At 68.0% G+C, this 19,550-nt stretch carries 13 protein-coding genes; 3 read left to right on the top strand and 10 right to left on the bottom strand.

What is annotated here, in order from left to right; translation table 11 throughout:
• Positions 1-14: 14 nt before the first annotated feature.
• Together JDV09_RS09235 and JDV09_RS09230 are read right to left on the bottom strand one after the other, a co-directional pair.
• Complete coding sequence (locus JDV09_RS09235) at positions 15-953, bottom strand: crotonase/enoyl-CoA hydratase family protein (RefSeq protein WP_221368820.1); 939 nt, start codon at positions 951-953, stop codon at positions 15-17.
• Between the two features lie 85 nt (positions 954-1,038).
• Positions 1,039-2,676, bottom strand: coding sequence for an acyl-CoA dehydrogenase family protein (locus JDV09_RS09230; RefSeq protein WP_221368887.1), 1,638 nt, complete (start codon positions 2,674-2,676; stop codon positions 1,039-1,041).
• 121 nt (positions 2,677-2,797) lie between these two features.
• Here JDV09_RS09230 and purU point away from each other — a divergent pair, with 121 nt between their 5' ends.
• Positions 2,798-3,658 (top strand): formyltetrahydrofolate deformylase, encoded by an 861-nt coding sequence (gene purU / locus JDV09_RS09225; protein WP_255605090.1) that lies wholly within the window; start codon positions 2,798-2,800, stop codon positions 3,656-3,658.
• On the opposite strand, the gene JDV09_RS09220 is transcribed toward purU, so the two are convergent.
• Both JDV09_RS09220 and JDV09_RS09215 read right to left on the bottom strand, forming a co-directional pair.
• The gene (locus JDV09_RS09220) at positions 3,640-4,734 is read right to left on the bottom strand and encodes a phosphatase PAP2 family protein (protein WP_221368818.1); all 1,095 of its coding nucleotides are present in this window, start codon (positions 4,732-4,734) and stop codon (positions 3,640-3,642) included. The two genes, purU and JDV09_RS09220, sit on opposite strands and share 19 nt — an antisense overlap.
• 109 nt (positions 4,735-4,843) lie before the next feature.
• On the bottom strand, positions 4,844-5,596 hold the full coding sequence (locus tag JDV09_RS09215) for a deoxyribonuclease IV (protein ID WP_221368817.1): 753 nt from the start codon (positions 5,594-5,596) through the stop codon (positions 4,844-4,846).
• Positions 5,597-5,653: 57 nt separating this feature from the next.
• On the opposite strand from JDV09_RS09215, the gene JDV09_RS09210 reads away from it, so the two are divergent.
• Both JDV09_RS09210 and JDV09_RS09205 read left to right on the top strand, forming a co-directional pair.
• Positions 5,654-6,040: a carboxymuconolactone decarboxylase family protein gene (locus JDV09_RS09210; RefSeq protein WP_221368816.1), complete on the top strand. Its 387-nt coding sequence runs from the start codon at positions 5,654-5,656 to the stop codon at positions 6,038-6,040.
• The gene (locus tag JDV09_RS09205; RefSeq protein WP_221368815.1) at positions 6,037-6,918 is read left to right on the top strand and encodes an NAD(P)-dependent oxidoreductase; all 882 of its coding nucleotides are present in this window, start codon (positions 6,037-6,039) and stop codon (positions 6,916-6,918) included. Before JDV09_RS09210 ends, JDV09_RS09205 begins: the two co-directional genes overlap by 4 nt.
• A gap of 153 nt (positions 6,919-7,071) precedes the next feature.
• On the opposite strand, the gene JDV09_RS09200 is transcribed toward JDV09_RS09205, so the two are convergent.
• From JDV09_RS09200 to rplJ, 6 genes are all read right to left on the bottom strand, one after another.
• Complete coding sequence (locus JDV09_RS09200; protein WP_221368814.1) at positions 7,072-11,052, bottom strand: DNA-directed RNA polymerase subunit beta'; 3,981 nt, start codon at positions 11,050-11,052, stop codon at positions 7,072-7,074.
• Between the two features lie 57 nt (positions 11,053-11,109).
• Complete coding sequence (gene rpoB, locus JDV09_RS09195) at positions 11,110-14,619, bottom strand: DNA-directed RNA polymerase subunit beta (protein ID WP_221368886.1); 3,510 nt, start codon at positions 14,617-14,619, stop codon at positions 11,110-11,112.
• 269 nt (positions 14,620-14,888) lie between these two features.
• Positions 14,889-16,811 (bottom strand): alpha/beta fold hydrolase, encoded by a 1,923-nt coding sequence (locus JDV09_RS09190; protein WP_221368813.1) that lies wholly within the window; start codon positions 16,809-16,811, stop codon positions 14,889-14,891.
• Positions 16,812-17,090: 279 nt separating this feature from the next.
• Complete coding sequence (locus tag JDV09_RS09185; protein ID WP_221368812.1) at positions 17,091-18,158, bottom strand: ABC transporter ATP-binding protein; 1,068 nt, start codon at positions 18,156-18,158, stop codon at positions 17,091-17,093.
• 243 nt (positions 18,159-18,401) lie between these two features.
• Complete coding sequence (rplL, locus tag JDV09_RS09180) at positions 18,402-18,794, bottom strand: 50S ribosomal protein L7/L12 (RefSeq protein ID WP_221368811.1); 393 nt, start codon at positions 18,792-18,794, stop codon at positions 18,402-18,404.
• Positions 18,795-18,852: 58 nt separating this feature from the next.
• Positions 18,853-19,380, bottom strand: a complete 528-nt coding sequence (rplJ, locus tag JDV09_RS09175) for a 50S ribosomal protein L10 (RefSeq protein WP_221368810.1) — start codon at positions 19,378-19,380, stop codon at positions 18,853-18,855.
• Positions 19,381-19,550: the final 170 nt, after the last annotated feature.

The raw sequence follows: 19,550 nt of genomic DNA, 5'->3' as shown, positions 1-19,550 counted from the left end.
CAAGGTGGCCACGGTCAGACCCCGGAGGCCTGCCGGCCGTGGTCACCGAACGGCTCGTCGCGGTGCCGCACCGCCTCGCGGAAGCCGTGCTCGCGGGCCTGCGCGACGAACCCGTGCCCCTCGGGAGTGTGCCGGGCGACGCCGTCGAACACCGTGGAGATCATCGCGCTGTTGGCCACGCCCTGGTTGTAGAGGGCACTGTTCATCGCCAGCTTCACCATGATGAGCTGGTTGACCGGCACCGCGGCGATCCGATCGACGAGTCGCTCGGTGCGGTCGTCGAGGTCGGCCGGATCGGGCGCCTCAACGGCCAGGCCCCATTCGGCGGCCTGCGCCCCGGTGATGCAATCACCGGTCAGCAGAAGGCGTTTGGCGCGCTGATCACCCAGCCGATGGGCCCACATCCCGGCCGCCGGAACCCCCCACACCCGGGTGGGGGGATAGCCGATCTTGGCATCGGCGGCAGCGATGACCTGGTCGGCGTGCAGCGCGATGTCGGTGCCGCCGGCCACACAGTAGCCGTGGATCTTGACCACGGTGGGCTTGTCGGCGTGCATCAGGCTGGAGAAGCCGCGGACGAACCGGCTCATCATCTGATAGTCGATCATCGGATCCCACGGCTGGTTCGGTAGATGGTTGACCGCCTGCGTTCGGCCGGAGAGCACGGTGTCGCGGTACGGGCTGTCGTCACCGGCCGGCGAGGACCCCTCCGCGTAGGCGGACAGGTCGAACCCGGCGCAGAACCCGGCACCGCGCCCCGACACCAGGATCACGTGCACGTTCGGGTCCAGATCGGCCCGCTCGACCAGCGCCGAGAGCTCCAACGGGGTGTCGGCGACGATCGCGTTGCCCTTCTCCGGCCGGTTGAACGTGATACGCGCGACGCGGTCGGTGACCTCGTAGGTCATCGTCTTCAGCTCGTCGAAGTCGACGCGCCCGATCGCGTGGGTCATCGTGCCGTCACCACCCGCGAATGCGCGTGTCTGCACGCGAAACGCCGCCATCGCGCGGCAATTCGCGCACGCTCGCGCTCGCTGGTCATGCCTTGACCAGGGCGCGCTCGATCACCGGGGCCAGGTCCAGGCCGGTCGGCAGCGTGCCGAAGGCGCCACCCCAAGCTCCGCCCAACCGGCTGGCCAGGAATGCCTCGGCGACCGCGGGATGGCCGTGGCGCACCAACAGCGATCCCTGCATCGCCAGCGAGATGTCCTCGGCGACCTTGCGGGCCCGGTACTCGATGGATTCCAGGTCCGCCAGCTGTGGTCGCAGGGCATCGACATGGGCGTCCAGCCGGGGGTCATGACCGGCGGTGGATCCGAGCTCGTCGAACAGCACGTCGACGCACTCGGGCCGGGTTGCCATCGCGCGCAACGTATCCAGCGCACTGACATTTCCCGAGCCCTCCCAGATACCCATCAGGGGGGCTTCCCGGTAGAGCCGGGGCATCCCGGAGTCCTCGACGTAGCCGTTGCCGCCCAGGCACTCCATCGCCTCGGCGGCATGCGGAGTGGAGCGTTTGCACACCCAGTACTTGGCCGCGGCCAGACCGATCCGGCGCAACAGCGTCTCGCGCTCGTCACCACGCACCGCGTGATCGGTGGCCCCGGCCATCCGCATCGCCAGAACCGTCGCCGCCTCGGCCTCGACGGCGAGGTCGGCGAGCACGTTGCGCATCAGAGGCTGGTCGATGAGGTAGGCGCCGAACGCCTTGCGGTGCTGGGCGTGATGGATGGCCCGGGTCAGCCCGTTGCGCATGCTGGTGGCACTGCCCAACGTGCAGTCCAGCCGGGTCAGGTTGACCATCTCGATGATGGTCGAGACGCCACGGCCCTCCTCACCGACCAGCCAGGCGGTCGCACCGTCGTACTCGACCTCACTGGAGGCGTTGGCGTGGTTGCCGAGCTTGTCCTTCAGCCGCTGCAGGAACATCCGGTTGCGGCTGCCGTCCGGCAGGATCCGCGGCAGGAAGAAGCAACTCAGCCCGCCGGGTGCCTGCGCCAGCACCAGGAAGATGTCGCTCATCGGGGCCGAGGTGAACCACTTGTGGCCGGTGAGCCGGTAGCTGCCGTCGGCGTTGGGCAGCGCCTGGGTGGTACCCGCCCGCACGTCGGAACCACCCTGCTTCTCGGTCATCGACATGCCGGCGATCAGGCCCGGCTTCGTCGTGGGCACGGCGAGCTCGGGGTCGTAGACCCTGCTCGCCAGCAGCGGCTCGTACAACGCGGCCAGTTCCGGGTTGTGCCGCAGTGCGGGCACCACGGCGTAGGTCATCGAGATCGGGCAGATGTGGCCGGGCTCGGGCGTCCACACCGAGGTCTTGGCGGCGCGCACCACGTGGGCACCCGGCCGCTCGTCGGCCCAGGGCGCGGCGTGCAGCCCGTGGCCGACCGCGACTGTCATCAGCTCGTGGTAGGCGGGGTCGTACTCCACCTCGTCGACGCGGTTACCGACCCGGTCGTGGGTGTGCAGCACCGGTCGATGCCGGTCGGCCAGCTCCCCCCACCGTTGCGCGGTGGCGGTGCCGCTCAGTGCGCCGAGTTCGAACACCTCGTCGGCGCCCCACTGGCCGCCCTCGCGGATCAGTGCCTCGGCCAGCACGGGCGAGGTGGCCGGGTTGTAGTTCTCCAGTGGTGGCACCTGGTTGGTGACGACGTGGGTGCCCGACGAATGATCCATGCCCTCCACTGTTACATCTTTCCTGCGGTCGCACAAGAAACTGTAATGCCGATAGACTCCGGGATCCATGGACGACGGCACACCCGGTGCATCGGGGCAGTTCCCCGCGGGTCACCCCGCGATGCCGGTCAAGGACGTCGGCAGGCTGCTGCTGCGCTGCGCCGACCGGCCCGGCCTGGTCGCCGCGGTGAGTCAGTTCCTCGCCGGGCAGGGCGCCAACATCATCTCGCTGGATCAGCACTCCACCCAGCAGTCCGGCGGAACGTTCATGCAGCGCACCATCTTTCACCTCGCCGGCCTGCCGGCGGCCCGGGACCGGCTGGAGCGGTCGTTCGCCGAGCAGGTGGCCGCCCGGTTCGACATCGACTTCCGGCTCACCGAGGCGGCCAAGCCGAAGCGGGTGGCGATCATGGCCTCCCGAGAGGACCACTGCCTGCTCGACCTGTTGTGGCGAAACCGGCGCGGCGAGCTGGACATGTCGGTGGTGATGGTGATCGCCAACCATCCCGACCTCGCCGACGACGTCCGCCCGTTCGGTGTTCCGTTCATCCACATCCCGGCCCACCGCGACATCCGCGACGACGCCGAACAGCGCCAGCTCGACCTGCTGCGCGGCAACGTCGACCTGGTGGTGCTGGCCCGCTACATGCAGATCCTCACGCCGCGGTTCATCGACGCGGTCGGCTGCCCGATGATCAACATCCACCACTCGTTCCTGCCCGCGTTCATCGGCGCGGCGCCGTATCGCCGGGCCAAGGAGCGCGGCGTCAAGCTGGTCGGGGCCACCGCTCACTACGTGACGCAGGACCTCGACGAGGGCCCGATCATCGAGCAGGACGTGGTCCGGGTGGATCACCGGCACAGCGTCACCGATCTGACCCGGCTCGGCGCCGATGTCGAGCGCGCGGTGCTGTCCCGGGCCGTGCTGTGGCACTGCGAGGACCGGGTGATCCGGTTCGGCAATCAGACGATCGTGTTCTGAACGGGTTCCGGAAGCAGTTGCTGTCGCGATCTGCGCACCTCGAACTGCCGGATCCCCAGGATCACCACCGCCGCCAGCAGCCAGCCCAGCAGGACATCGATCACGTAGTGCTCTGCGGTGTACACCAGCGTGAACGCCATGACCAGCGGATAGGCCACCAACAGCGGCCGCCAGCGGCGGTTCACCCGATTCCACAGGAACACCGCGATCGCGGCCGACAGGCCGGAATGCAGCGACGGGATCGCGGCGACCAGGTTGACGCTGGCCTGGCCCTGGTCGATCAGCGCGCTGGCACTGTGCAGGTTGAGCACGCCCCAGCCCCGGCCGACGATGCGCTCCACGAACGCGTTGGCGCCGTCATGCGTGGAGTGCAACACACCCAACAGCCCGCCGTCGGGGACCCCCCGGGCCGAGTGGAACATGCAGCGCGGACCCGACGGTCCCCCCGCGACATCGTCGGCGGTGCAGCGGGCCGCCGCCCACGGCGGGGCCGCCGGCAACAGCGCGTAGATCACCAGCGCAGCGAACGACAGCCCGACGAACAGCCGCACGAACGACTTCCACTCCTCGCGGTCACGCAGCCAGAGCACCCCGGCGACCACGTACGGAAGGATGAAGAACGACATGTAGACGCTGCTGATCACCACTTCCCACCAGGGCGGATGCGGCAGTTTCAGGCGCTCCTGCAGCCACACCGTCGGCATGGTGCCGAAGAACATCCACCGGTCCATGTCGGCCTGCCAGTGCCACAGCGTGGGGCGCCCGACCAGGGTCGCCGCTCCCCTGCTCAGGTCGTAGGCGATCAGCACCAGCGCGAACGGCAACCAGTCGCGCACCACGTAGAAGACCCGTCGGCCCTGTCCGATGCTGGCGGCCACCAGTCCGGTGCAGATGTAGACCAGCAACAACTCGCGGTTGAAGGCGAACCCGTCGGTGAAGGTGCGCCAGACCACCACGGTGGCCCACACGGCGATCGCCGTCCACCGGATGATGCGCAGCCGTCGGGCCCGCCGGTCCGGCGCCGGGGCATCCGTGACATGCGTGCGCGCAATCGATGACTGCTCAATCGCGGACACGGCGACCTTTCGACGCGGGCGAGGTGAATATCCGCGTAAGCCTAATTAACCTCGACGCCACCCGCCGTTCAAAGGGCGTTCCGCTGCGAAAGTGTGACGCGTCGCGATGTCAGCGAACGTGCTCGCGCAGGAACGCGATGTCGTCCTTGCGGCCCTCGTCGGAGGTCTCGCAGATCACCGGGGCGTCGGCGGCCTCGACGACGGCCACCAGCAGCTGCGGGTCGATCTGGCCGGCGCCGAAGTTGGCGTGCCGGTCGGCGCCGGAACCGGCGGCGTCGCGGCTGTCGTTGCAGTGCACCAGATCGATGCGCCCGGTGATCGCCCTGATCCGCTCGACGGCGCCGATCAGCGCCTCGCCGGCCGCCCAGGCATGGCAGGTATCCAGGCAGAAGCCGATACCGGTGTCACCGATGTGGTCCCACAGCCGGGCGATCGTGTCGAAGTGCCGCGCCATCGCGTGGTCGCCGCCCGCGGTGTTCTCCAGGTAGACGGGGACCTCGGTGTTCAGGCTGGCCAGCGCTTTGACCCAGCGCTCGAACCCGGCCTCCATGTCGTTGTCGTCGGCATGCCCGCCGTGCACGATCACCGCGGTGGCGTCGATCGCCGCGGCCGCGTCGCAGGTGTCCTGCAGGATCTTGCGCGACGGGATCCGGACCCGGTTGTTCGCCGACGCCACGTTGATCAGATACGGCGCATGTACGTAGATCGGGACGGGCGAGGCCTTGAGCGCCTCGGCGTCCTCGCGCGGCGGCGGCTTCTTCCAGCTCTGCGGGTTGCCGAGGAAGAACTGCACCACGTCGGCGCCGTCTGCCTGCGCCGCCGCCAGCGGGTCGTCACCGTGGACGTGGGAACCAATGAGCACGCACCCGAGTCTAGGTGCGCCGCCCGACAACCTGTCGGAGCGGGCACAATGCCAGCCATGGACCAGGACAGCTACGACAAGGGCCGGAGGATCCGCTCCGCGGTGCTCGGCGAGGCCTACGTACGGCGTGCCGAAGAGAGCGCCGACGAGTTCAGCAAGCCCCTACAGGACCTGCTCACCGAGTACTGCTGGGGTGCGGTGTGGGGCCGGGAAGGGTTGCCGCTCAAGACCCGCAGCATGCTGAACATCGCGATGATCGCGATCCTCAACCGCCCCAACGAATTGCGCACGCATGTCAGGGGCGCGCTGACCAACGGCGTCTCCCGCGACGAGATCCGCGAGATCCTGCTGCAGGTGGCGGTCTACGCGGGCGCTCCGGCCGCCGTCGACGGGTTCCGTGTTGCGCGCGAGGCCTTTGCCGAGGTCGATGGGTCGACAACGTGACGATCGGGTTCATCGGGCTGGGCAACATGGGGTTCCCGATGGCCGCACGACTGCTCGCCGCCGGTCACCGGGTGATCGGATTCGACACCCGCGCCGAGGCAATTGACCGGCTGGTCGGGCTCGGCGCCGAGGGCGCCACCTCGGTCGCGATGGTGGGCGCGCGGGCCGACACCGTGCTGGCCAGTCTCCCGAGACCGGACGTGTCGCGCCGGGTGGTCGCCGATCTGGCCGCCGCCCCCGGTACGGTCAACCGGTTCGTCGACCTCTCCACCGTCGGCGCGCAGACCGCCAGGCTGAACGCCCGCGCGCTGGCCGGGCACGGAATCGCCGCGTTCGACAGTCCGGTCAGCGGCGGCGTGTCCGGCGCCGAGAACGGGAGCCTGGCGCTGATGGTCTCCGGCCCGGCCGCCGGATATCCCGCCCTCGAACCGCTGCTGCAGACGCTCGGCCGGCCGTTCTTCGTCGGCGAGACACCCGGTGCGGGACAGACCATGAAGCTGGTCAACAACCTGCTGGCCGCCACCGCGCTGGCGGCCACCGCCGAGGCGATGGCGATGGGCGTGAAGGCCGGTCTGGATGCGCAGGTGATGCTCGACGTGCTCAATGCGGGATCCGGAGGCACCCACGCCAGCCGGGACAAGTTTCCGCGGGCGGTGCTGCCGCGGACCTTCGACTACGGCTTCGCCACCGGGCTGATGGTCAAGGACGTCCGGCTGTACCTGCAGGAAGCCGAGGAGCTGGGGACGCTGAACCCGATCGCCACCGCCGTCGGCGCGCTCTGGGAGGACGTGCTCGCGCAGCAGGGACCGGATTCCGACTTCACCACCGTGGTCAAACGATTCGAGGAGGCCGCCGGGGTGGTTGTCCAGGGCCGCTGACGCTGCCTCACGACCGCGAACGTGAAGGTATCTTCACCGTCGCCATCGAACGTGAAGGCAGCTTCACACTCGGCCCAGGGCAAGCAAAAGGCCCGGGCACGAAAAAGCCCCCGCCCAAGGGGGTGGGGGCTTTTCCGTGGCCGAAGCGACGACCTACCGGTAGTCGCTGTAGCCGTAGTCGTCCAGCGGCACCGCGGCGCCGGTGGCCTGGCCGAAGTCCGGGCTGTAGTACTGATCCTCGTAGGACGGGATCGTGTACGCGGCCGCCCGGGCCTCCTCGGTCGGCTGCACCTGGATGTTGCGGTAGCGGCTGATGCCGGTACCGGCCGGGATCAGCTTGCCGATGATCACGTTCTCCTTCAGACCGTTGAGCTTGTCGCTGCGGCAGTTGATCGCCGCATCGGTCAGCACCCGGGTGGTCTCCTGGAACGACGCCGCCGACAGCCACGAATCGGTGGCCAGCGACGCCTTGGTGATACCCATCAGCACCGGGCGGCCGGCCGCGGGCTCGCCGCCCTCGGTGACCACCCGCCGGTTCTCGGACTCGAACTCGGCGCGCTCGGTCAGCGAGCCGGGCAGGAACTCCGTGGCGCCCGAGTCGATGATCGTGACGCGGCGCAGCATCTGCCGGACGATGACCTCGATGTGCTTGTCGTGGATCGACACACCCTGGGCCCGGTAGACCTCCTGCACCTCGTTGACCAGGTGCACCTGGACCTCGCGCGGCCCCATGACGCGCAGCACCTCGTGCGGATCGGCCGAGCCCTCCATGAGCTGCTGGCCGACCTCGACGTGGTCACCGTCGGAGAGCGGACGCTCCGAGCCGTCCTCGTGCTTGAACACCCGCAGGCGCTGGCGGCGAGGCAGCTTGTCGTAGACCACTTCCTCGCTGCCGTCGTCCGGAACGATGGTGATCTTGTAGAACTTCTCGCCCTCCTCCAGGCGGACCCGCCCGGTGACGTCGGCGATCGGGGCCCGGTTCCGCGGAACGCGGGCCTCGAACAGTTCCTGCACCCGGGGCAGACCACCGACGATGTCGGCGCCACCGGTCACACCACCCTGGTGGAAGGTACGCATGGTCAGCTGCGTGCCGGGCTCACCGATGGACTGCGCGGCCACGATGCCGACCGCCTCGCCGATGTCGACGAGCTTGCCGGTGGCCATCGAACGGCCGTAGCACATCGCGCACACCCCGGTGCCGGTGGTGCAGGTGAGCACCGACCGCACCTTGACCTCGGTGATACCCGCGGCCAGCAGTGCGTCGATCGCCGGATCGCCCAGGTCGTGACCCCGCTCGACGACGACGTTGCCGTCGGCGTCCACCGCGTCGGTGGCCAGCGTGCGGGCGTAGGCCGACGTCTCGATGTGCTGGTCGCGCACCAGGGTGTCGGCCTGCAGATCGGCCAGCGCAACGGTGATGCCGCGCTCGGTCTCGCAGTCGTGCTCGCGCACGATGACGTCCTGGCTGACGTCCACCAGACGACGGGTCAGGTAGCCCGAGTCGGCGGTACGCAGCGCGGTGTCGGCCAGACCCTTACGGGCACCGTGGGTGTTGATGAAGTACTCCAGCACCGTCAGGCCCTCGCGGAACGACGACTTGATCGGCCGCGGGATGAACTCACCCTTCGGGTTGGTCACCAGGCCCTTCATGCCGGCCAGGTTGCGCACCTGCGTCATGTTGCCGGTCGCACCCGACTTGGGCAGCAGCGTGATCGGGTTGTCCTCCGGATAGAACTGCTCCAGAGCCTCACCGACCTCTTCGGTGGCCTTCTGCCAGATCTTGACCAGTGCCTCGTTGCGCTCCTCGTGGTTCAGCGCGCCACGCTGGTACTTCTTCTCGATGCCGTCGGCCTCGTGCTCGTAGCGCTCGAGGATCTCCTGCTTCTGCGGCGGCACCAGCACGTCGGCCATCGAGACCGTCACGCCCGAACGGGTGGCCCAGTAGAAGCCGGCGTCCTTGAGCTTGTCGACGGTCTGCGCGACCACGATCATCGGGTAGCGCTCGGCCAGGTCGTTGATGATCGCCGCCTGCACCTTCTTGTGCATCTGCTCGTTGACGAAGGGATAGCCCTTCGGCAGCAGCTCGTTGAACATCACCCGGCCCAGCGTGGTGTCCGCGGTCCACGCGTCACCCTGGGTCCAGCCTCCCGTTTTCCCGTCGCTTCGCTCGCCCGTTTCGGGAAACAGCTCGGCCTCGATGTCGGCCGGCGGACGAAGCTGCGTCAGCCGGACCCGGATCCTGGCCCGCACGCTCAGCGCGCCGCGGTCGAAGGCCATGATGGCCTCGGCCGGCGAGCTGTACACACCGGTCTCCGGTTGATCCTTGGTGGCCGGCGTGAACTCGCCCTTGTCGCCCTCGATCAGCGTCGTCAGGTAGTACAGCCCGGTGACCATGTCCAGACGCGGCATGGCCAGCGGACGGCCCGACGCCGGCGACAGGATGTTGTTGCTCGACAGCATCAGGATGCGCGCCTCGGCCTGCGCCTCCGCGCTGAGCGGCAGGTGCACGGCCATCTGGTCGCCGTCGAAGTCGGCGTTAAACGCCTCGCAGACCAGCGGGTGCAGCTGGATCGCCTTACCCTCCACCAGCTGCGGCTCGAAGGCCTGGATGCCGAGGCGGTGCAGCGTGGGTGCGCGGTTCAGCAGCACCGGGTGCTCACCGATGACCTCTTCCAGCACGTCCCACACCTGCGGACGCTGACGCTCGACCATGCGCTTGGCGCTCTTGATGTTCTGCGCGTGGTTCAGATCCACCAGACGCTTCATCACGAACGGCTTGAACAGCTCCAGGGCCATCAGCTTGGGCAGACCGCACTGGTGCAGCTTGAGCTGCGGGCCGACCACGATGACCGAACGGCCGGAGTAGTCCACGCGCTTACCGAGCAGGTTCTGCCGGAACCGGCCCTGCTTGCCCTTGAGCAGATCCGACAGCGACTTCAGCGGACGGTTACCCGGCCCGGTGACCGGGCGGCCGCGGCGGCCGTTGTCGAACAGCGCGTCGACGGACTCCTGCAGCATCCGCTTCTCGTTGTTGACGATGATCTCGGGGGCACCGAGGTCGATCAGCCTCTTGAGGCGGTTGTTTCGGTTGATCACACGGCGGTACAGGTCGTTGAGGTCGCTGGTGGCGAACCGGCCACCGTCGAGCTGCACCATCGGGCGCAATTCCGGCGGGATCACCGGGACCGCGTCGAGGACCATGCCCATCGGCGAGTTGCTCGACTGCTGGAACGCCGCGACGACCTTGAGCCGCTTGAGCGCACGCAGCTTCTTCTGGCCCTTGCCGCTGCGGATGGTCTCGCGCAGGATCTCGGCCTCGGCGTCGATGTCGAAGTTCTCGATGAGCTTCTTGATCGACTCCGCACCCATCGCCCCGCTGAAGTACTCGCCGTAGCGGTCCTGCAGCTCGCGGTAGAGCAGCTCGTCGACGATCAGCTGCTTGGGAGCCAGCTTGGTGAACGTGGTCCAGATCTCGTCGAGCCGGTCCAGCTCGCGCTGGGCCCGGTCGCGCAGCTGACGCATCTCGCGCTCGCCGCCGTCGCGCACCTTGCGGCGCACATCGGACTTGGCGCCCTCGGCCTCGAGCTCCTTCATGTCGGCCTCGAGCTTCTGGGCCCGTGCCTCCAGATCGGCGTCGCGCTGATCCTCGACGGCCTTCTTCTCGACGACCATCTCGGCCTCGAGCGTGGACAGCTCGTTGTGCCGCATCTCGTCGTCGACGGACGTGATCACGTAGGCCGCGAAGTAGATGATCTTCTCGAGATCCTTCGGGGCCAGGTCCAGCAGGTAGCCCAGGCGCGACGGGACGCCCTTGAAGTACCAGATGTGCGTGACCGGCGCGGCCAGCTCGATGTGGCCCATCCGCTCACGACGCACCTTGGCCCGGGTCACCTCGACGCCGCAGCGCTCGCAGATGATGCCCTTGAACCGGACGCGCTTGTATTTGCCGCAGTAGCACTCCCAGTCGCGAGTCGGTCCGAAGATCTTCTCGCAGAACAGGCCGTCCTTCTCGGGCTTGAGCGTGCGGTAGTTGATGGTCTCCGGCTTCTTGACCTCGCCGAAGGACCAATTGCGGATGTCGTCCGCGGTGGCCAGGCCAATGCGGAGTTCATCGAAGAAGTTGACGTCTAACACGTAACTCCCTTTCCCCTTGCGGGATTTGGAAACTGATATGGGCGGTCGACGGGAGGCCTAGGCGAGGTCCTCGACGGATGCGGATTCGTTGCGCGACAGGTTGATACCGAGGTTGGCAGCGGCGCGCTCCAGGTCCTCGTCGTCGCCGTCACGCATCTCGATCGCGGCACCGTCGCTGGACAACACCTCGACGTTGAGGCACAGCGACTGCAGCTCCTTGAGCAGCACCTTGAACGACTCGGGGATGCCCGGCTCGGGGATGTTCTCGCCCTTGACGATCGCCTCGTACACCTTGACCCGGCCGACGGTGTCGTCGGACTTGATGGTCAACAGCTCCTGCAGCGTGTACGCGGCGCCGTAGGCCTGCATGGCCCAGCACTCCATCTCACCGAACCGCTGACCACCGAACTGCGCCTTACCACCGAGCGGCTGCTGGGTGATCATCGAGTACGGACCGGTCGAGCGGGCGTGGATCTTGTCGTCCACCAGGTGGTGCAGCTTCAGGATGTACATGTAGCCGACCGTCACCGGGTACGGGAACGGTTCGCCGCTGCGGCCGTCGAACAGCACGGCCTTGCCGTCGGCGTCCACCATCGTCTCGCCGTCGCGGTTCGGCAGCGTCGAGCCCAGCAGGCCCTGCAGCTCCGCCTCCCGCGCACCGTCGAACACCGGGGTGGCCACGATGCTGTCCGGCTCGGCCGCCAGCATCTCCTCGGGTAGCTTGCTCGCCCAGTCGGGCGTGCCACCAACGACGTCGATGTTCCAGCCGGCCTTGGCCACCCACCCGAGGTGGGTCTCCAGGATCTGGCCGATGTTCATCCGTCGCGGCACACCGTGGGTGTTCAGGATGATGTCGACCGGGGTGCCGTCCGGCAGGAACGGCATGTCCTCGACCGGCAGGATCTTGCCGATGACGCCCTTGTTGCCGTGGCGTCCGGCCAGCTTGTCGCCGTCGGAGATCTTGCGCTTCTGCGCCACGTACACGCGGACCAGCTCGTTGACACCGGCGGGCAGCTCGTCGTCGTCCTCGCGGGAGAACACCCGGATGCCGATGACCTTGCCGGACTCGCCGTGCGGCACCTTCAGCGACGTGTCGCGGACCTCGCGGGCCTTCTCGCCGAAGATCGCGCGCAGCAGTCGCTCCTCCGGGGTCAGCTCGGTCTCGCCCTTGGGGGTGACCTTGCCGACCAGGATGTCGCCGTCGCGGACCTCGGCGCCGATGCGGACGATGCCGCGCTCGTCGAGATCGGCCAGCACCTCGTCGGAGACGTTCGGGATGTCCCGGGTGATCTCCTCGGCACCCAGCTTGGTGTCGCGGGCGTCGATCTCGTGCTCCTCGATGTGGATCGAGGTCAGCACGTCCTCTTCGACCAGGCGGTTGGACAGGATGATCGCGTCCTCGTAGTTGTGGCCCTCCCACGGCATGATCGCCACGAGCAGGTTCTTGCCCAGCGCCATCTCACCGTTCTCGGTGCACGGCCCGTCGGCGATGACCTGGCCGGCCTCGACGCGCTGCCCGGCGTCCACGATCGGGCGCTGGTTGGCGCAGGTGCCGTGGTTGGACCGGGCGAACTTGCGCATCCGGTAGGTGTGCCGGGTGCCGTCGTCGGCCATCACGGTGACGTAGTCGGCCGAGACCTCCTCGATCACACCGGCCTTGTCGGCGACCACGACGTCACCGGCATCGATGGCGGCACGCAGCTCCATGCCGGTACCGACCAGCGGCGCCTCGCTGCGCACCAGCGGAACCGCCTGGCGCTGCATGTTGGCACCCATCAGGGCGCGGTTGGCGTCGTCGTGCTCGAGGAACGGGATCATCGCGGTCGCGACCGACACCATCTGGCGCGGCGAGACGTCCATGTAGTCGACCTCGGTCGACGAGACGTACTCGACCTCGCCGCCCTTGCGGCGGACCAGCACCCGGTCCTCGGCGAAGTGCCCCTCGGCGTCCAGCGGCGAGTTGGCTTGCGCCACGACGTGGCGGTCCTCCTCGTCGGCGGTCAGGTAGTCGATCTGGTCGGTGACGACGCCGTCGATGACCTTGCGGTACGGGGTCTCGATGAAGCCGAACGGGTTCACCCGGGCATACACCGACAGCGAGCCGATCAGGCCGATGTTCGGGCCCTCCGGGGTCTCGATCGGGCACATCCGGCCGTAGTGGCTGGCGTGCACGTCGCGCACCTCGAGGCCGGCCCGCTCACGGGACAGACCACCCGGGCCCAGCGCCGACAGGCGGCGCTTGTGGGTCAGGCCCGACAGCGGGTTGTTCTGGTCCATGAACTGGCTCAGCTGGCTGGTGCCGAAGAACTCCTTGATCGCCGCCACGACGGGACGGATGTTGATCAGGGTCTGCGGCGTGATGGCCTCGACGTCCTGGGTGGTCATCCGCTCGCGCACGACGCGCTCCATGCGGGACAGGCCGACCCGGATCTGGTTCTGGATCAGCTCGCCGACGGTGCGCAGACGACGGTTGCCGAAGTGGTCGATGTCGTCCACCTCGACCGGGACCTCGACGCCGCCGGGCGCGGTCATCACCTGGTCGCCCTCGTGCAGGCGCACCAGGTACTCGATGGTGGCGACGACGTCCTCTTCGGTCAGCGTCGAGCTGGTGATCGGCTCGCCGGCGTTCAGGCCGAGCTTCTTGTTGACCTTGTAGCGGCCCACCCGGGCCAGGTCGTAGCGCTTCTCCTTGAAGAACAGGTTCTCCAGCAGGGTCTGCGCGGACTCCTTGGTCGGCGGCTCGCCCGGACGCAGCTTGCGGTAGATGTCCAGCAGCGCCTCGTCGGTGCCGGCGGTGTTGTCCTTCTCCAGCGTGCCCATCATGATCTCGGAGAAGCCGAAGCGCTCCACGATCCGCTCGTTGGTCCAGCCCAGCGCCTTGAGCAGCACGGTGACCGGCTGACGGCGCTTGCGGTCGATGCGCACACCGACGGTGTCGCGCTTGTCGACGTCGAACTCCAGCCACGCGCCGCGACCCGGGATCACCTTGACGCTGTGCAGCGTCTTCTCGGTCGACTTGTCGATGCTCTCGTCGAAGTACACACCGGGCGAACGGACCAGCTGCGACACGACGACGCGCTCGGTGCCGTTGATGATGAAGGTGCCCTTCTCGGTCATCATCGGGAAGTCGCCCATGAAGACCGTCTGGCTCTTGATCTCGCCGGTGTTGTTGTTGATGAACTCGGCCGTGACGAACAGCGGGGCCGCGTACGTCATGTCCTTGTCTTTGCACTCGTCGACCGGCGCCTTGACCTCGTCGAAGCGCGGGTCGCTGAACGACAGCGACATCGAGCCCGAGAAGTCTTCGATCGGCGACAGCTCCTCGAGAACCTCCTGCAGGCCGCCCTTGGGATCGACTTCCCCGCGGTCGACGGCGCGCTGGAACCAGTCCTCGTCGCCGACGAGCCACTCGAAGGACTCGGTCTGAACGTCGAGAAGCCCGGGAACCTTGAGCGGCTCACGCAGCTTCGCGAAGGAAATTCGGTTGGGTGCTCCGGGAACGGAGTAATCGGTAGCTACTTCTGAACTGATCTGGCGGGACCCTGCCAAGATGCATCCTTCCAGCACCTCATGCGACCATTCGGAGAGCCGGTGCTGCCGGGTCCGCATTGCCGCGATATCTGCGTCGGTTCGGCTGGCCGTCAAGCCGGAACCTCACGGACGCACGACACGCGACAAGGTCACTGAGCGCGGTAGAGGGCTCAGGCTTGGTCCACGTGGGCAGCGCGGTGTTGGAGGGTGGGCAGGATGCAGCCAGCGCAACGTCCAACGATACCGCAGGGCGGCATATTCCTCAACAAGCCCGCGCGGGGACCATCCGGCGCTGGCTGGCCACCTCAACCCGTGCAAACATGCTGGCCAATAGATTGGCCCGGTTTCGTCCCGTCGTCAAGAGATAGAAGCGTGTCCGGCCCAGAAAGTGTCGCGGTTTCCTCCTCCGGTTCGGCGGCACAGGTCGCGAAGTTGATGCCGAACAGCAGGCCGGACACGAACTGGAACACCATGTCGACAAGGCTCAGGCGCTCGGGCGGGCCGGGCAGCACATAGGCCGACGCCGGGCCCCGCGACGTGTCGAACTCCAGCAACTCGCCCGCTTCTCCGTAGTACCCCGCGGTCTGCGTCCCGGCGAACATGTCGTTGATCCAGGCCGCGGTGATGAGCTCGGCGGCCTTGACGTTCGCGGCTTTCGGCCACCCGGTGATCAGGTTCATCGACGCCTGGATGAGCGGGTTACCGCCGACCATGAAGTCGCCGTGCGAGCTGTCGAGCAGCCGGGCGCCGATGAACTGATCGGGCCTGGCCTGCGCGAGTTCGGCGGCGCCGGTGCCGTTCATGTTCCAGAAGTACGACCTGGCGGCGAGGTCATAGAACGGGACATCGTCGGGAAGTTTGGCCAGAGCGTCGGGCACGACCGAACCGAACCCCACCCCGTCGAGCATGACGACGCCGGCCAGCCGGTCGATGCTCCCGTTGGTGGCCATGTATCCGGCGGTGCCGGCCACCAGCCCGCCGCCCGCCGAGTGGCCGATCAGCACGACCCGGTCCACGTCGTCGAGCAGCGTGCTGCTGTAGCCGGCGGCGGTCGCGCTGTCGGCCAGCGCGGTGTTGCCGTCGACGAACAGGTCGGCCACCGCGCTGTGCATCTGTGTGCCGCCCACCCAGCAGCCGTCGCAGGCCAGGAAGTTCGACGTCAGGCTCGGGACGACGACGATGCTGTGGGTGGACTCGGCCAGCCGCGCGGCCGTGTAGCTGTACATCGGCCCGGAGGCCATGAAGCCGTGCTGCGTGTAAACCAGCCGGGTCGGTGTCGGGCCCTCGGGGACGTACCAGTCCACGGGTACCTCGTATCCCTCACCGCAGTCGATCGTCAGCGTGGAGCTGTGCACGGTGACCGTGCTGCCCGGCGGCAGCTGCGGCGGGCCCGTCACCACCCGGGTCGCGAAACCGATCAGGTTGAACACGACGGCCCCGATGATGCTGAGCAGGGTCTGCCGCGGCGCCGTGGCCGCCTGGATTGACACCGGACCGTCCGCGGCGACCATCGCCATCTCGGTGACCACCGGCGCCGGTGGGGCGCGGTCGGCCTCGACCGCGACGAAGGCCGCCCGCCGGACCGGACCGGCGGGTTGCACCACCTCGGCGACGTCATCGGCCGGTTCGGCCACCGCGTCGGCCTCGTCGGCCAGTTGCGCCTCGACGGCCTCGTCGGCGACATCGGCCGGATCCCCGGGCGCGCTGCCGACCTCGGCGGCCGGCGAATCCATTGCGGTCGAGGGGGTTTCGCCCGCCCGGTCGGCTTCGACGCCGTCGGACTGAATGGCGTCGGCCTCGTCGGGCTCGATGCTGTCGGGCTGAATGCCGTCGGCCTCTGCGGGCTCGATGCCGTCGGGCTCGATGCCGTCGGGCGATCCCGGCGCGTCCACCGGGACCGAATCGTCATCGGTCAGCTCTGCGTCGGCCTCGTCCGCCAGGTCCTCGTCGAGGTCTGCCTGCAGCTCGTCATCGGCGGCTTCGGAGGTTTCGGGCTCGTCCTGCCCCGACCCTTCAACGTCGGCGGGTTCCGATTCGACGGTGGTGTCCGTCCCGCTCCCGGCGGCCTCGGGCCCGGTGGTGTCCGGGGACCCGGACGAGACGGTCGTCTGCTGCCCCGCTCCCGGCTCCGGCGCGGCCACGGCCACGCCGGCACCGCCCAGCAACGCCGCCGAGACGGCCGCGGTGACCACACCGGCACCGATCCACACCGACATCCGGTCGACCATGAAAGACCCCCGTCCGAATCCGGCAAACCGTATCGCGGTCATCTCCGCGGGCGGGCAGAATTCGCCAGAATCACGCGACGACGACGCGTTGCGTCGCGACCGGGCCGGCGTGCCGCCGTTGGCGAAACTCGGTATCGCCGGTGACATCCGGTTCCCGCCCGCGGCCCGGTACCGGTGCGACGACCGCGGGACATGCCTATGGCTGCGCGGCCGGACCGTGTGGCTGCGCGGCCGGACCGTGCGGATCTGCGGGAGGTCGGTAGGCGGCCCCCGGGGCGCCTACTCCGCGACCGGAATCCGGCCGGTCGGGGCGTCGTCCTCGTGCCCGTGACCGGACTCGCCGGCGAACTGGTGGGTGGGGTACTTGTGGGTACCCTCGAGGTCGTCGCGGATGGCTTCCTGCGCCGCCGGCGGCAGGGTGTGCATGATCTCGCGCACCCGCGCCTGACGACGGGCCACGGCCTTGCGTTCGGGCATACCGGGAGTGGCCGTGACCTGCGGCGGCACACCCTCGATCTCCTCGACGCCGCCGTCGTGGTGACCGGCCTCGAGCAAGGCCTGCTCCTCGGCCATCGTCGACTCGTCCTTCTCCTCGGACATGCCGATCGGGCCGATACGACGGCCGTTGAGGAACTGCTTGACCACCGGTTCGTCGCTGGTCAGCAGCACCTCGCGAGGACCGAACATCACCAGTTGCTTGCGGAACAACATGCCCATGTTGTCCGGCACGGTGCGGGCGATGTTGATGTTGTGCGTCACGATCAGGATCGTGCAGTCGATCTGGGCGTTGATGTCGATCAGCAGCTGCGACAGGTACGCCGTACGCACCGGGTCCAGACCGGAGTCGGGCTCGTCGCACAGGATGATCTGCGGGTCGAGCACCAGTGAACGCGCCAGCCCGGCGCGCTTGCGCATACCGCCGGAGATCTCACCGGGGAACTTGTTCTCGTCACCGGCCAGACCGACCAGGTCCAGCTTCTCCATGACGATCTGGCGGATCTCGGCTTCCTTCTTCTTCGTGTGCTCACGAAGCGGGAACGCGGTGTTGTCGTAGAGGCTCATCGAGCCGAACAGCGCGCCGTCCTGGAACATCACCCCGAACAGGGTGCGGATCTCGTAGAGCTCCTTGGCCGAGCACTCGATGATGTTGGTGCCGTCGACGATGATCTTGCCGCGCTCCGGGCGCAGCAGCCCGATCAGCGACTTCAGGAACACCGACTTACCGGTACCCGAGGGCCCCAGCAGCACGCTGACCTCGCCCGCGGGCAGGTCGAACGTGACGTCCTCCCAGATTCGCTGAGCTCCGAAGGACTTCGTCAAGCCTTCGATCTGAATACCAATGCCCACGCGAAATCCTCTCGCCATCGCCCGACTTGCGCCACATGCTCCCCGCCTGTGGCTTGAGTCACTGTAACCTACCGGCCTGCCCGGTCACACTCGGTCTGCAGATACCGGCGAACCGCCATTCACGCTGCCCACGGATACCGACGACTGTGGGGCCGGCCTGTTTTGCCAGGCCAGCCCCACAGCTGAGTTAGCCGACGTCGCCGCCGGCCCGCACGGCGCCGGTGGCACCGTGTTACCTACTACTTACTTGACGGTGACCGATGCGCCGGCAGCCTCGAGCTTGCCCTTGGCTTCCTCGGCGGCCTCCTTGGTGACCTTCTCCAGCAGCGGCTTGGGCGCACCGTCGACCAGATCCTTGGCCTCCTTCAGGCCCAGGCCGGAGACGATCTCGCGGACGACCTTGATGACGCCGATCTTCTTGTCGCCGGCACCCTCGAGGATGACGTCGAACTCCGACTGCTCCTCGGCGGCCTCGGCCGGGGCGCCGGCGGCGGCACCCGGGGCGGCGGCAACGGCGACCGGAGCCGCGGCGGTGACCTCGAAGGTCTCCTCGAACTTCTTGACGAACTCGGACAGCTCGAGCAGGGTCAGCTCCTTGAAAGCGTCGAGCAGCTCGTCGGTGGACAGCTTGGCCATGGTGGGTCCTTCCTGATTCTTACTTCGTGGCTAGTGGGGGTGGGACGTGCGGACGCTGCTAGGCAGCTTCCTCAGCGGCCTTCTTCTCTTGCAGCGCGGCAGCCAGACGTGCGACCTGCGACGCCGGAGCGTTGAACAGGCCGGCCGCCTTGGCCAGGTTCGCCTTCATCGCGCCGGCCATCTTGGCCAGCAGCACCTCGCGGGACTCGAGGTCGGCGATCCGCTCGACCTCGGAGACGGTCAGCGCGCGACCGTCCATGTAGCCGCCCTTGATGACCAGCGCCTTGTTGTCCTTGGCGAAGGTCTTGATCGCCTTGGCGGCGTCGACGGCCTCACCCTTGACGAACGCGATCGCGGTCGGACCCGCGAACAGCTCGTCGAGACCCTCGATGCCGGCCTCCGCCGCTGCACGCTTCACCAGGGTGTTCTTGGCGACCGTGTAGGTGGCGGAATCGCCGAGTGACCGGCGAAGTTCGGCGAGGTTGGCGACCGACAGCCCGCGGTACTCGGTGACGAGCGTCGCCGTCGCCTCCTTGAACTGCTCGGCGATGTCGGCAACCGCGGTGGCCTTGTCAGCCTTGGCCATGCATGCCTCCTCGTGGTTGGTTTCGGTCGTTCCGCCTCGACCTTCGGATGGTCAACCCCGAGAAATGACGAACGCCCCGACGCAGACAGGTCGGGGCGCACACGTATATGAGCCTCGTCCTCCTGCGTGGGCCGCCGGGATTTCCCGGACCTTCAACCGATTGCCGAGCC

This window comes from Mycolicibacterium xanthum, assembly GCF_019710635.1.
In the GTDB taxonomy this organism is placed as follows: domain Bacteria; phylum Actinomycetota; class Actinomycetes; order Mycobacteriales; family Mycobacteriaceae; genus Mycobacterium; species Mycobacterium xanthum.
This window is presented reverse-complemented; position numbering and strand designations above follow the sequence as displayed.